Below are 15261 nucleotides of genomic sequence, written 5' to 3' on the forward strand. Positions count from 1 at the left end.
GCTAAAGTAAATAATGTTTTTAAATTTGTATTACTACTTTGTATCCTATTTCTTATTATTTTAATAAACTGATATTAATATTGATTTAATTATAAGGAGAGATCTTATTTTGAGTAATTTTAATCCCGAAAAACTATATGTGGAATTTGAAAATAACATAACCTATACATCACCTATTATTCCTAGACTATATACTTTAACACATTCAGATGAAACTGGTGATTTATTTTTGTATATAGGACAGAACTATAATCTTAACAAAATTACCTCTTTCAGAGATGAGGTTTTAGCTAGATGGATAAAATTAAATGGAAAATACGTATTAAGTGTAGACTTGTATGTTGGTGGATCAGAATTTGATTTTATTAATCAATCCAAACGATATGACATATTTAATAAAGAACTACCTTTAGCTTTAAAAGCTATCATATATGGAGATAATCAACTATTTAAAACTTATCCTGAATTAAATAATTCTGAAATAATAGTTACATTTCATTCCATATATCCAGTATTTAATTCTAGGAGTTCCTGGGGATATATCAATGATTATAGATCTTAATTTTAGTATTCGATAATATTCGATATATAATCCTTCTTTATGTAATTTAAAGATTTTAAATAATTTTCCTTGACATTCTTTTTTTAATATTATATTATTTAATTAAAGAATTATTAAAAGTCACACAATGTGTTTTTGCCAAATAAAACATATTGGATAATTTTGAATCATCCCCCTGATACAAACTTACAAACTTACAAACACAAAGAAACCACCTAAAGGGTGGTTTCAGATTGTTCAAAAAGCCCCCAACAATTGGGGGCTTTTGTTTACGCCAAAATTCTTTTATGCGATAGCATTCGAAAAATATTTATTATGTATGTTAATTTGGAATAAATTTGAATTAATGTACACAAAAAATAATGCGATAGCACCATGGCTATCTTTTTCATATTCTGAACTGCCGCTGTAAGTAAGCATTGTTCAGAAACATTTTTAATTCCTCGCATGCGACAATAACGTAGCCCATGTAATTCTTTTGAATCAGCAAAGCTACGCTCAATCTTTTCTTTACGTCGTTTGTAAATACTTTTACCTTTTTCTGTTTTAGTAAAGCTAAAAATTTGATCTTTATAGTCTTCCCAAACATGACGACGTATAGTTCTATTAATGGATTTATCAGATGTTAAGCAATTATTTTTATATTTGCAATAAGCACAATGCTCCGCATTACTTAAATATTCTTTATAACCTTCCCTCGTAGTAGTTCTATATTTTAAAAAGCAATTATTAATACACACATATCCATCTAATTCTTTAACATACTGAAATCTATATTTTGTATATTTTCCTTTAACATGGGGTCCTAAACGGAACCCAAAAACACCTTGATAATTTTTGTCTGAAATTTGTTTACAAATAGGATTCGTAGAATATCCGGCATCTGCTACTAAATATTTTGTATTAAAATTAAACTTTTCTATTTGAGTTTCTATTCTTTTAACATAAGGATCTACATCGTTTATATTCCCGGGAGTAACATGAACGTCTGTTATAATATTATACTTTCCGTCAACAGTTCTATGATCTAAATAAAAAAAGCCTTTAGGTTTTCCATCTCTAACCATATATCCACTGTCTGGATCAGTTGTACTTACTTTTATTTCCTTAGTTTCAGCTATTTTAGTCTTTTTTTTTAGAGGCTTTTTATTATGATTAATTCTATCTTTATTAATGTCATTCTCTAATTCATCAAAGTATTCCTTTGTGGATTTAGTTATTTCTTTTTTAATAAATTTATGTTTATTAGCGTTAGCTTTTAAGTGAGTAGAATCAGTATATAGAATTTTGCCATCAACCAAGTTTCTATTAATAGCTTGAAATACAATATTATCAAATATTTCTTGATGTATATTTGTATTACTAAATCTTTTTGTTCTATTCTGGCTTATAGTGGAATGACTTGGTATTTTATCAGTAAGTCCATATCCTAAAAACCATCTGTAAGCTACATTTACCTGGATTTCTTTTACAAGCTGACGCTCTGAACGTATACCGAATAGGTATCCGATAAAAAGCATTTTAAATAATACAACTGGGTCTACTGAAGGTCTGCCATTATCAGGACAATATAAATCCTTAGTTAAATCTCTTATAAATGAAAAATCTATGTATTTATCTATTTTTCTAAGTATATGATTTTCAGGTACTAAATTTTCTATATAAACTAGTTCTAATTGATTTTGTTTTCTTTCATTATTAGTAAGCATTTTTCCTCCGTAGGAGCCCTAACGGGCTAAAAGATTTATTGGTTTAAAATATATATTCTACATAAAAACTAAAAACCCTTTTTGTAATAAATGTAAAAAGGCTGTTGACAAATTATGTTTATCAACAGCCTGAAACCACCTAAAGGGTGGTTTTTTTTATGTTATCGACTTTTTTATGTATATGTGATAGAATACGCGTAATGCACTTGGAATTTTTTATATGCATAAGGGGGAAATTTATTATGAAAAATCTAGCTGTATTGGGGCCTAAGGGAACTTTTAGTGATGAAGCAGCAAATCGTTACATATCAAAGAATAACATTAATATAACTAAAACATATTACGATACCATAGATGATGTGGTGTATTCTCTACAATCTGACTGTAATATGTGTATAGTTCCAGTTGAAAATACTTTGGCTGGATATGTTCAAAAAACCTTAGATTTATTATTAGAAATGTCAATTACTATTGTTAATGAAATCTTTATTCCTGTCCAGTTTTCTCTTATATCAAATGTAAAAGAAATATCTGAAATTAAAAATACATTCGTACAATTTAAAACTAGAGAACAATGTACAAACATATATAAAAGAATTAAAAAATTCTCATATAATTACTACTGAAAGTAATATGGAGTCTTACGAAAAATATATAAATGGAAAAGTAGGTGATTCAGCTATAATTCCCAAACATATTTTTTCTTCAAATGAAAATAATTTTGGTGTTACTAATGTAACTGATTCTTCAAATAATACTACAAGGTTTTTAATTTTAACTAAATCACAGGATTATAAAACTGAGATAAATAAAAAGAAAGATATAAAAGTATCATTATATGTTCTTAATGCCTCACATAAACCTGGTGTTTTATTTGGCATTTTAAAAGTTTTTTCAGAAAACAATGTTAATCTTATTTCCATAATGTCAAAACCAACAAAAAAAGAACTGGGTAGTTATAATTTCTTCATTGAATTAAATGGTAAAATCAAAGAAAAAGAAAATATTTTAAGAACATTAGAAGTTTTAAAATTAAAATATAAAATCAAAATTTTAGGAATTTACTAATTATGCTTTTAATTGGACTTTATTTATATATATTTTGAATAGATTTTAACATTATAATATATTTATTTTTTAATTAATTTTTAACACTATAGGCTGCAAACTATAGTGTTTTTTATTAGTTTATAAAATTTAGTATACTATAAATATAAATTCAAAAATAAAAAAGCACTAAGCAAATTAGCTTAGTGCTTTAAGTTACCTGGCGACGACCTACTCTTCCACACCGTCTCCAGTGCAGTACCATCGGCGCTTTGAAGCTTAACCATCGTGTTCGGTATGGGAACGGGTGTTACCTTCAAGCCATAATCACCAGATTGTTCTTTCAAAATTGCACAGTGATAATAATTATTTGATCAAGCCCTCGACCTATTAGTATTGGTCAGCTGAATACATTACTGTACTTACACCTCCAACCTATCAACCTGATAGTCTTTCAGGGGTCTTACTAGCTTACGCTATGGGAAATCTAATCTTGAGGTGGGCTTCACGCTTAGATGCTTTCAGCGTTTATCCCTTCCCAACATAGCTACCCAGCTGTGCTCCTGGCGGAACAACTGGTGCACCAGAGGTTGGTCCATCCCGGTCCTCTCGTACTAAGGACAGCTCCTCTCAAATTTCCTACGCCCACGGCGGATAGGGACCGAACTGTCTCACGACGTTCTGAACCCAGCTCGCGTGCCGCTTTAATGGGCGAACAGCCCAACCCTTGGGACCGACTACAGCCCCAGGATGCGACGAGCCGACATCGAGGTGCCAAACCTCCCCGTCGATGTGGACTCTTGGGGGAGATCAGCCTGTTATCCCCGAGGTAGCTTTTATCCGTTGAGCGATGGCCCTTCCATACAGAACCACCGGATCACTAAGCCCGACTTTCGTCCCTGCTCCACCTGTATGTGTCGCAGTCAGGCTCCCTTCTGCCTTTGCACTCTACGCGCGATTTCCGACCGCGCTGAGGGAACCTTTGGGCGCCTCCGTTACCTTTTAGGAGGCGACCGCCCCAGTCAAACTGCCCACCTAGCAATGTCCTGTGACCAGATTCATGGCCTCCAGTTAGAATTCCAGTACTATCAGGGTGGTATCCCAAGGATGACTCCACCAAAGCTGACGCCCTGGCTTCTAAGTCTCCCACCTATCCTGTACAGACAATACCGAAATTCAATGCTAAGCTACAGTAAAGCTCTACGGGGTCTTTCCGTCCAACCGCGGGTAGCAAGCATCTTCACTTGCACTACAATTTCACCGGATTTACTGCCGAGACAGTGCTCAAATCATTACGCCATTCGTGCGGGTCGGAACTTACCCGACAAGGAATTTCGCTACCTTAGGACCGTTATAGTTACGGCCGCCGTTTACTGGGGCTTAAGTTCATAGCTTCGCTTGCGCTAACTATTCCCCTTAACCTTCCAGCACCGGGCAGGCGTCAGCCCCTATACATCAGCTTACGCTTTAGCAGAGACCTGTGTTTTTGATAAACAGTTGCTTGAGCCTATTCACTGCGGCCTACTCTCGTAGGCACCCCTTTTCCCTAAGTTACGGGGTCAATTTGCCGAGTTCCTTAGCAGTAATTCTTCCGACGACCTTAGGATTCTCTCCTCATCTACCTGTGTCGGTTTGCGGTACGGGCACCATTTTGCTCCATAGAGACTTTTCTTGGCAGCGTGGAATCAGATACTTCGTCAAAAATGACTCCCCATCACACCTCAGGCTTAATGTTAAGCGGATTTGCCTACTTAACACCCTAAGTGCTTAGACGCACATCCAATAGTGCGCACATCCTATCCTCCTGCGTCATCCCATTTGTCAAACGCATTATGGTGGTACTGGAATATCAACCAGTTGTCCATCACCTACGCCTTTCGGCCTTGGCTTAGGTCCCGACTAACCCTGGGAGGACGAGCCTTCCCCAGGAAACCTTAGATATTCGGTCAACAAGATTCTCACTTGTTTTTCGCTACTTATGCCAGCATTCTCACTTCTGTACTGTCCACCACTCCTTACGGTATGGCTTCAACCTGTACAGAAAGCTCCTCTACCACGTATACAAAGTATACATCCATAGCTTCGGTGGTAAGTTTGAGCCCCGTTACATCTTCGGCGCAGGATCTCTCGACTAGTGAGCTATTACGCACTCTTTAAATGAGTGGCTGCTTCTAAGCCAACATCCTAGTTGTCTTAGAAATCCCACATCCTTTCCCACTTAACTTACACTTTGGGACCTTAGCTGATGGTCTGGGCTGTTTCCCTTTTGACCACGGATCTTATCATTCGTAGTCTGACTGCCGGGGTACAAGTATATGGCATTCGGAGTTTGATAGGGTTCAGTAACTGTTGTCAGCCCCTAGCCCATTCAGTGCTCTACCTCCACTACTTAATTACCCGACGCTAGCCCTAAAGCTATTTCGAGGAGAACCAGCTATCTCCGAGTTCGATTGGAATTTCTCCGCTATCCACAGCTCATCCCATGGCTTTTCAACGCCAACGTGGTTCGGACCTCCACGGAATTTTACTTCCGCTTCATCCTGGCCATGGATAGGTCACCCGGTTTCGGGTCTACAATATGCAACTAGTTGCCCTGTTCAGACTCGGTTTCCCTTCGGCTCCACACCATAAGTGCTTAACCTTGCTGCACATCGTAACTCGCTGGCCCGTTCTACAAAAAGTACGCCGTCACACTTTAATGTGCTCCGACCGATTGTAGGCACACGGTTTCAGATTCTATTTCACTCCCCTCCCGGGGTTCTTTTCACCTTTCCCTCACGGTACTGCTTCACTATCGGTCACTAGGTAGTATTTAGCCTTGGGAGATGGTCCTCCCAGCTTCCCACAAGGTTTCACGTGTCTCGTGGTACTCTGGAGTAGATCTACTTTTCTTTCCTTTTCGCTTACAGGGCTATTACCTTCTATGGCGGAGCCTTCCAGCTCTCTTCAACTAAAGAAATCAAAGCGTTGTGATCTATCCGCAACCCCAGGAACAAGTTCCTGGTTTGGGCTCTTCCCCTTTCGCTCGCCGCTACTTAGGGAATCGAATTTTCTTTCTCTTCCTCTGGGTACTTAGATGTTTCAGTTCCCCAGGTGTACCTCCATATACCTATGTATTCAGTATACAGTATCTAGCAAAGCTAGATGGGTTTCCCCATTCGGAAATCTACATATCACAGGCTATGTGCGCCTACATGTAGCTTATCGCAGCTTATCACGTCCTTCATCGGCTCCTAGTGCCAGGGCATTCACCGTGCGCCCTTTGTAGCTTGATCTATCATCATCTACTAATTTTCATTAGTGTCTAGGTTTAGATTATTTCTAATCTTATTAATTCGTTTCTTTATCACTGTGCAATTTTCAAAGAACAATTTTTTGAAAGACTTAGTCTTTCAAAATTAAACAGAATCAGGTTTCCAGTCTGGAAGCTTTGCTTCCATTCTCCCTAGAAAGGAGGTGATCCAGCCGCAGGTTCTCCTACGGCTACCTTGTTACGACTTCACCCCAATCACCAATCCCACCTTCGACCGCTGGCTCCTTACGGTTACCTCACGGGCTTCGGGTGTTACCGGCTCTCATGGTGTGACGGGCGGTGTGTACAAGACCCGGGAACGTATTCACCGCGACATGCTGATTCGCGATTACTAGCAACTCCAACTTCATGTAGGCGAGTTTCAGCCTACAATCCGAACTGGGACTGGCTTTCAAGTTTTGCTCCCCCTCGCGGGATTGCTGCTCGTTGTACCAGCCATTGTAGCACGTGTGTAGCCCTAGACATAAGGGGCATGATGATTTGACGTCATCCCCACCTTCCTCCACGTTAACCGCGGCAGTCTCGTTAGAGTGCTTAACTTAATAGTGGCAACTAACAATAAGGGTTGCGCTCGTTGCGGGACTTAACCCAACATCTCACGACACGAGCTGACGACAACCATGCACCACCTGTCTTCCTGTCCCCGAAGGGACTTCCTCAGTTACGAGTAATTCAGGAGATGTCAAGTCTAGGTAAGGTTCTTCGCGTTGCTTCGAATTAAACCACATGCTCCGCTGCTTGTGCGGGTCCCCGTCAATTCCTTTGAGTTTTAATCTTGCGACCGTACTCCCCAGGCGGAATACTTAATGCGTTTGCTGCGGCACCGAGGGTGGTACCCCCCGACACCTAGTATTCATCGTTTACGGCGTGGACTACCAGGGTATCTAATCCTGTTTGCTACCCACGCTTTCGTATCTCAGTGTCAGTTACAGTCCAGAAAGTCGCCTTCGCCACTGGTGTTCTTCCTAATCTCTACGCATTTCACCGCTACACTAGGAATTCCACTTTCCTCTCCTGCACTCTAGACACCCAGTATCAAATGCAGCTCCCAGGTTAAGCCCGGGAATTTCACATCTGACTTAAATGCCCACCTACATACTCTTTACGCCCAGTAAATCCGGACAACGCTTGCCACCTACGTATTACCGCGGCTGCTGGCACGTAGTTAGCCGTGGCTTCCTCATTAGGTACCGTCATTATCGTCCCTAATGACAGAGTTTTACGATCCGAAAACCTTCATCACTCACGCGGCGTTGCTGCGTCAGGGTTTCCCCCATTGCGCAATATTCCCCACTGCTGCCTCCCGTAGGAGTCTGGACCGTGTCTCAGTTCCAATGTGGCCGATCACCCTCTCAGGTCGGCTACGCATCGTTGCCTTGGTGAGCCGTTACCTCACCAACTAGCTAATGCGCCGCGGGTCCATCTCAAAGCGGATTGCTCCTTTGATTATTCTACGATGCCGTAAAATAATGTTATGCGGTATTAATCTCCCTTTCGGGAGGCTATCCCACTCTTTGAGGCAGGTTACCCACGTGTTACTCACCCGTCCGCCGCTAATCCACTTCCCGAAGGAAGCTTCATCGCTCGACTTGCATGTGTTAGGCACGCCGCCAGCGTTCGTCCTGAGCCAGGATCAAACTCTCAATTTAAAAGTTTAATCTTACTCAAATTTATTGACTGGTTTATTACCTATATTCTGTTTAATTTTCAAAGACCATTTTCTTTCGCCATCTCTTGACAGCTTATTCATTATATCAATTTGAAATCTCTTTGTCAACAACTTTTTTTAACTTTTTATTTTTAAATTTTCATTTAAAAACTATTTTGTTTTTTAGTTGTTTTTCTGATTTCTTGTCGTCTCTCGTGACGACATGTAGTATCTTATCACAATTTTAATATCTTAGAATTCAGTATTACTTTATTGAATTAATTTAAATCCATATTTCTTTTATATTTTAATATATGCTCTTAATTACTATTATAGACACTCGTGGCAAAGTATTCAATTTTTATATAAAAATAAAATCCCCTTATTAAAAAACAAAGGGATTTTATTACTTATATTATAAAGTAATTTAAATTTAAAATCGCAAACTTAAAAGTTGTGCTTATTTTCCTAATTTGAATGAACTCTTTAAAGATACAGTTCTATTAAACACTAACTTATCCTCTGTTGTATATTTAGGATCTACATTAAAATATCCATTTCTAACAAATTGAAATTTATCATTTGGTTTTGCATCTTTCATATATGGCTCTATAAATCCTTGAAGTATTTCTAAAGAATTAGGGTTTACATTATCAAGGAAAGTTTTATTTTCATCTTGTTCATCATCTAGTATTAATGAATCATATAATCTAAATTCTGCTGGTACACCATATTCAGCACTTACCCAATGAATTGTTCCTTTAACTTTTCTTCCAGTAAATCCACTTCCACTCTTAGTTTCAGGATCATAAGTACAATGTACTTCTACTACATTTCCATTTTCATCTTTAACTATATCTGTACATTTAACAAAGTAAGCATTTTTTAATCTTACTTCATTTCCTACATATAATCTATGATATTTCTTAGGTGGATTTTCCATAAAGTCTTCTTGTTCTATATAGATTTCTCTTGTAAATGGAATTTCACGACTTCCCATTTCTGGATTGTCTTGATTGTTTTCAGCTTCTAACATTTCTACTTGACCTTCTGGATAGTTAGTTATAACTACTTTTAATGGTCTTAGAACAGCCATTGTTCTAGCAGCTTTTGTTTTTAAATCTTCTCTTATAAAATGTTCAAGCATTCTTACATCAACTAAACTATTATTTTTAGCAACACCAATTTCTCTACAGAAATTACGTACAGCTTCTGGTGTATATCCTCTTCTTCTTAATCCAGAGATAGTAGGCATACGAGGATCATCCCAAGCATCAGTAAATCCTTCATCTACAAGTTGCTTTAATTTTCTTTTACTCATTACTGTATTAGTTAAGTTTAATCTTGCAAACTCTATTTGTTGTGGATGATTTTCCATTTCACACTCTGTAACTACCCAATCATATAATGGTCTATGATCTTCAAATTCTAGTGTACATATTGAGTGAGTTATTCCTTCTATTGCATCTTCAAGTGGATGAGCAAAGTCATACATTGGATATATGCACCACTTATTTCCTGTGTTGTGATGTTCTGCATGAGCTATACGGTAAATTATAGGATCTCTCATATTTATATTAGGGGATGCCATATCTATTTTAGCTCTTAAAACCTTTTCTCCATCTTTGAATTCTCCTTTAGCCATACGTTCAAATAAATCTAAGTTTTCTTCTACAGTTCTATTTCTATATGGGCTTTCTTTTCCAGGTTCAGTTAAAGTACCTCTATATTCTTTCATTTCTTCTGGTGATAAGTCACACACATATGCCTTACCTTTTTTAATTAAAAGAATTGCTCTTTTGTACATTTCATCAAAATAATCTGATGCATAATGTAATTCTTCCCAATCAAATCCTAACCATTTTACATCTTCTTTTATAGATTCTACATACTCTGTATCCTCTTTTATTGGGTTTGTATCATCAAATCTTAAATTTGTTCTTCCTTTAAACTCATCTGCAAGTTCAAAATTTAATGTAATTGATTTAGCATGACCTATATGTAGATATCCATTTGGTTCTGGAGGGAAACGAGTAATTATTTCTTTTCTTTTTCCGGATTTTAAATCTTCTATAACTATATTTTTTATAAAGTTAGATGAAGAATTATTGTTTTCCATTTTTTTCACCTTTCTTTCATTTAACTATACATATTAATTATATTAATACTTTCGATATTTTCCTCTAAAACTACATAATACATTTAATTATACAATAAAAATTTAATTATGACACCTTTTTTAACGAAAAATACAAGCTATTACATACTATTATTATTAATTAATATAATACTATTATACTCATATACTAATTTTAAGCCAAAGCTTGTCTATATAATTCATTACACTAAGCTATATAGGGATATCATATAATTAAAACACATATTTTTATACTGTCTAGCTTTAATACTCAATATAGTTAAGGTTAAAATCGACAGGTAAAACTTACCTGTCGATTTTAATTTTCTTTAATTTCTATCATCACTAACATTCGGGTCACTTGTATAAGTATAATCTCCATTTTGGGATACTTTAGCAACACCTTCTAATTTTTCATTCATTTTTTTTATTTCAGATTGAATATCTGATAACATATCTTTTATTTCTTTTTCCATTTATACTTCACTTCCCTTCTTTATACTATTTTCTCTATTTATCTAAGTATTTATCCAAAAATAATTAAATAAAAAAAATCAGCTCTTTATTCAAGCTGATTTTTTTATTTAACTCATTTATTTAATTTTACTTTACGTATTTATAATTAAATTTATATTCTATATATCCATTGTTTTAACATTTTCAGGAATTATTAAATCAGCATCTGTAAGTTTTACAACTTCATCCACTGTAACTCCTGGTGCAACTTCTTCTAGTACTAATCCAAGGTCAGTTACTCTCATAACAGCTTTTTCTGTAATTATTAAGTCAACAACTTTTGCAGCTGATAAAGGTAATTTACATTTCTTTAATACTTTAGGTGCACCTTTTTTATTTGTATGTGTAAGTGAAACTATAACTTTTTGCGCTCCAACTAATAAATCCATAGCTCCACCCATTCCTGGTACAAATACTCCTGGTATTTTCCAGTTTGCTATGTTTCCTTCTTGGTCTACTTCAAGAGCTCCTAAAACTGTCATATCAACATGTCCACCTCTTATGATTCCAAAAGAAGTAGCAAGATCAAATGCAGATCCACCTGGTAACATTGTTACGGGTTCTCCACCTGCATTACCAAAGTCAGGATCTGATTCTCCAACCTTTGGTGCAGCTCCAAATCTAAGTCCACCGTTTTCAGTTTGAAGTATAACTTCTACTCCTTCTGGTATATAGTTAGCTGATCCTGTAGGGATTCCGATTCCTAAATTAACTACCATTCCATTTTTAAATTCTTTAGCTATTCTACGTGCCATAATATCTCTAGCATCCATCGTTATTTGCCCCCTATCTTAATTTATTATTTTCTTTCCAATATTCTTCATAATTTTGAGTTCTTTCTGCAAAAGGCATACTCTTAACAATATAATCTACAAAAATACCTTGAGTTCCAATAGCTGTTGCTTCTATTTCTCCTGGTTCAACGATTTCATCAACTTCTGCAATAACTATATCTGCTGCTGTTGCAAGTACAGGATTTGTATTTAAAGATATTCCTCTATATTCTACGTTTCCGTATTTATCAGCTCTATATCCTTTAATTATTGCTACATCTGCTTTTAGTGGTGGATATAATAAATATTCTTTTCCTTCTACTGTTATTTTTTCAGCATGTTCTTCAACTTCTGTTCCAAGTCCTGTTGGAGTAATTATTCCACCTAATCCTGCTCCACCAGCTCTTACTCTCTCTATCCAAGTTCCCATAGGATTAAATTCAACTTTAACTTCTCCTTTATTGTATTGATCCATAAAGTCTTTATCTGTTCCTATGTGAGTTCCTATAAATCTTTTTATTTGTCTATTTCTAACAAGCTTATTTATATCTCTTCCGCCACCTGGTGAACCACCAGCAACTGAAATTAATGTTAAATCTTTAACACCACTTTTTACAACTGCATCAATTGTTTCTATAGGAGATCCAACTCCGAAGAATCCTCCTATTGCCACTTTCATACCATCTTTAATATTCTTTACCGCTTCCTCTGTCGTTGTGATAACAGCCATTAACTACACCCCCATGTAATTTCAATGTATTGGTTTATTGATTAATATTTATATATCACTATTATAAACCAATTGTTAAATTTTTGTCATTAGATATTTGTTTATATATTGTAATTTTGGAAGTTAATCTTTAAAATACTCTCGTTTTTTTAACTTTTTTTCTATTTTTTAAATATTTAGCTTAATTTAATACTGTAATTATCCTTATACTAAATATATATTGTATATACTTTTAAATTGAGCTATTTTTGACAATATACTAGTATATATTATAATTAAACCGCTATCCCTTGAATTTTCAGTAATTTCTGAACATTATCTTTCTTTTATTTTAATTTTTTTATTATATCCTGTATTTTTTTCTTAAAATTCATATTAAAATATAACCATTTTTTCTTAAAAAAATAGTATGAAAATAAGTACTTTTATTTTATTAAAATTTATTTTTATTTTATAGATAATACAAATGAATTCTATGCTATAATAACTTTTGGTATTTAATTGGGTTTAATTAAATTACTATAAACTTATAGAGTTTTGAGGTGAGAATATGAAAAGAATTAATGGTATAATTTATGCTCTTTTATCATCCACTGCTTTTGGATTTATGCCTATTTTTGCCAAAGTAGCATATAATCACGGCAGTAACTGTTTTTCAGTTTTAACTTTTAGATTTTTAATTGCTGCACTTATATTATTTGTATATTTTATGATAAAAAAGATAGACTTTAAAATAAATAAAAAACAACTAAATGAAGTATTTTTAATAGGAAGCATAGGTTATACTTCTACAGGAATTGGATTGTTTTTATCTTATAAATATATATCTGTAGGACTTGCAACTACAATGCATTTTGTTTATCCTGCAGCGGTTATATTGATGAGTTATATATTATATAAAGATAACTTTACTAAAAACAAAGTTTTAGCACTAATTTTTTCTTTAGCTGGTGTATATGTATTAGCTGGAAAAGCAGGTCAATGCATAAACCCACTTGGTGTGTCTCTTGCAATCTTATCTGGATTAACATATGCAGCATGTATTATTGCAATGAATAAAGAGGAAATAAAGGAACTTGATAATACTGTAGTTGTATTTTATTTTTCACTTTTTTCAGGAATAACACTACTTATATTTTCTCTTTTAACTAAAAACTTTGTAGTAACCTTTGATTTATATGCAAATGTATCTATTTTAGGTATATCCGTTATTTCAACTATTGCTGCAACAGTATTATTTATAAAAGCATTAAAAATAATAGGTGCATCCTCTACATCTATACTTGCCACTTGCGAACCTATAGTAAGTATTATAATGGGTATATTATTATTTAAAGAAAAATTAACTTCAGCAATTATATTTGGAACTATTTTAATATTACTTTCAGTAATAATTTTAGCTAAAGAAAAAAATTCACCTGAAGTACAGGTTGAAGCTTCTTAAATAAAATAATAAAATTTAATAAAAATCAAAAGCGAGGATATATATTTATCCTCGCTTTTTTAATAAAAATTCTTCTATAACACGACCATCACAATCTTTTAAGTCAAGTCCCATCACCTTAGCTAAGGTAGGTGCTTCATCTACTAAATTCATTTTATCTACAATAACTCCTTTATTAATCCCTCTTCCACTCATCATAAACACTGTATCATAATTAGGTTTAAATGGTGAATATCCATGAGTTGCCCTTGTAGCTCCTTCTATTTTATCAATATTATCATCAGTTATTTCCTGAATTAACTTCCCATTTATATTATCTAAAAAATAATATCCCTTTTTAGCATCAATCATAAAGGTACAATTAGGATCAGCTCCTAGCCTTGTAGCTTCTTCCCTAGAATAAATCTTTTCTATACAATTATATTTTTTCTTAAATTCCATTAACAAATCATACACTTTATTCACTAACTGAAAATTATACTTTTTTGTATATATATATGTTGAGCCATCACAACTATTTGCAATAGCCTTATAATCTATAATTTTTGCATTTTTATTTGCATTTATATACCCATTTTCTTTTAGCAATACATTTAAATTTATAATCTTATTTTCATCTAAACTACTATGATCTCCAAGTACAACAATTGTTGTGTCTTTGTACATATTATTTTTTCTTAAAGTGGATATTATATCACCAAGTCTTGAATCATGTCTTAACAATGCTTCTCTTGCCTCTTTAGAATTAAATCCATATCTATGTCTCATAGAATCTAAATCAGTATAATGAACAAAAGTTAAATTTGGCTTTTTATTTTCTATAGTGTATAGCATGGACTTATGCGTAAAATTGTCTAAGTATGGTTGTCCTATTCCACTTCTCAAATATCCATATTTTTTATTCAATTTATATTGAAACATTGGACTACCACTAAAAAGTGAAACCATCGTTTGATTTTTCCAAAACTTATTCGCAAATATTTCTGGCATATTATATTGTATTTTTGATTTTCCTGTTACTGGCCATAATAAAGCTGCTACCTTCATACCTTCTTTTATAGCTAAATCATACAAAGTGTCCCCTTTTATATACTTTCTGTACCAATACCAATCTGGGTTTTTACAATTAGGTTGAAACAAAGTATTGTTTATAACTCCATGACCTTTAGGATATTTGCCTGTAACTATTGTAGTATGTGCTGGATAAGTTAAACTTGGAAATACACTACGCACATTTTTACAATAAGATGCCTCTCTTATAAAACTTTTAAAGTTTGGAAGCTCCTTTATATAATCAAAATCCAATGACGAAAGTGCATCAAAGGATATTATGCATAAATACTTTTTTATTTTATTCATTTATAATAACCTTTCTCTCTTAG

At 34.3% G+C, this 15261-nt stretch carries 10 protein-coding genes and 3 rRNA genes; 4 read left to right on the plus strand and 9 right to left on the minus strand.

Features of this window, described 5'->3' with window-relative positions; translation table 11 throughout:
• Nucleotides 1-109: 109 nt before the first annotated feature.
• Complete coding sequence (locus tag NT01CX_RS09000; RefSeq protein WP_011722755.1) at nt 110-562, plus strand: staygreen family protein; 453 nt, start codon at nt 110-112, stop codon at nt 560-562.
• 269 nt (nt 563-831) lie between these two features.
• Here the strand turns inward: NT01CX_RS09000 and NT01CX_RS09005 are convergent, their stop codons facing one another.
• On the minus strand, nt 832-2271 hold the full coding sequence (locus tag NT01CX_RS09005; RefSeq protein ID WP_011721056.1) for an IS1182-like element ISCno1 family transposase: 1440 nt from the start codon (nt 2269-2271) through the stop codon (nt 832-834).
• A gap of 242 nt (nt 2272-2513) precedes the next feature.
• Between NT01CX_RS09005 and NT01CX_RS12485 the strand changes: the two genes are divergently transcribed.
• Both NT01CX_RS12485 and NT01CX_RS12490 read left to right on the plus strand, forming a co-directional pair.
• Nucleotides 2514-2897, plus strand: coding sequence for a prephenate dehydratase domain-containing protein (locus NT01CX_RS12485; RefSeq protein ID WP_011722756.1), 384 nt, complete (start codon nt 2514-2516; stop codon nt 2895-2897).
• A gap of 7 nt (nt 2898-2904) precedes the next feature.
• On the plus strand, nt 2905-3339 hold the full coding sequence (locus NT01CX_RS12490; RefSeq protein ID WP_011722757.1) for an ACT domain-containing protein: 435 nt from the start codon (nt 2905-2907) through the stop codon (nt 3337-3339).
• Nucleotides 3340-3536: 197 nt separating this feature from the next.
• Here the strand turns inward: NT01CX_RS12490 and rrf are convergent.
• The 7 genes from rrf to NT01CX_RS09040 all read right to left on the minus strand — a co-directional run bounded on the left by rrf (nt 3537) and on the right by NT01CX_RS09040 (nt 12435).
• A 5S ribosomal RNA gene (gene rrf, locus NT01CX_RS09015) occupies nt 3537-3653 on the minus strand.
• Between the two features lie 35 nt (nt 3654-3688).
• Nucleotides 3689-6593: ribosomal RNA gene (locus tag NT01CX_RS09020) — 23S ribosomal RNA — on the minus strand.
• A gap of 174 nt (nt 6594-6767) precedes the next feature.
• Nucleotides 6768-8280: ribosomal RNA gene (locus NT01CX_RS09025) — 16S ribosomal RNA — on the minus strand.
• Together the 16S, 23S and 5S rRNA genes form the textbook arrangement of a ribosomal RNA operon.
• A gap of 459 nt (nt 8281-8739) precedes the next feature.
• Entirely contained in the window at nt 8740-10398 is a 1659-nt protein-coding gene (locus tag NT01CX_RS09030) for a glutamine--tRNA ligase/YqeY domain fusion protein (protein ID WP_011722758.1), read from the minus strand.
• Between the two features lie 347 nt (nt 10399-10745).
• A complete protein-coding gene (locus tag NT01CX_RS12335; RefSeq protein WP_011722759.1) occupies nt 10746-10892 on the minus strand; it encodes a hypothetical protein in 147 nt (48 codons plus the stop codon).
• 159 nt (nt 10893-11051) lie between these two features.
• Complete coding sequence (locus NT01CX_RS09035; protein WP_011722760.1) at nt 11052-11705, minus strand: 3-oxoacid CoA-transferase subunit B; 654 nt, start codon at nt 11703-11705, stop codon at nt 11052-11054.
• Nucleotides 11706-11718: 13 nt separating this feature from the next.
• Nucleotides 11719-12435: a CoA transferase subunit A gene (locus NT01CX_RS09040; protein WP_011722761.1), complete on the minus strand. Its 717-nt coding sequence runs from the start codon at nt 12433-12435 to the stop codon at nt 11719-11721.
• A gap of 550 nt (nt 12436-12985) precedes the next feature.
• Between NT01CX_RS09040 and NT01CX_RS09045 the strand changes: the two genes are divergently transcribed.
• Nucleotides 12986-13879: a DMT family transporter gene (locus NT01CX_RS09045; protein ID WP_011722762.1), complete on the plus strand. Its 894-nt coding sequence runs from the start codon at nt 12986-12988 to the stop codon at nt 13877-13879.
• 45 nt (nt 13880-13924) lie between these two features.
• On the opposite strand, the gene NT01CX_RS09050 is transcribed toward NT01CX_RS09045, so the two are convergent.
• Nucleotides 13925-15238, minus strand: coding sequence for an alkaline phosphatase family protein (locus tag NT01CX_RS09050; protein WP_011722763.1), 1314 nt, complete (start codon nt 15236-15238; stop codon nt 13925-13927).
• Nucleotides 15239-15261: the final 23 nt, after the last annotated feature.

Source organism: Clostridium novyi NT (assembly GCF_000014125.1).
In the GTDB taxonomy this organism is placed as follows: Bacteria; Bacillota; Clostridia; order Clostridiales; family Clostridiaceae; genus Clostridium_H; species Clostridium_H novyi.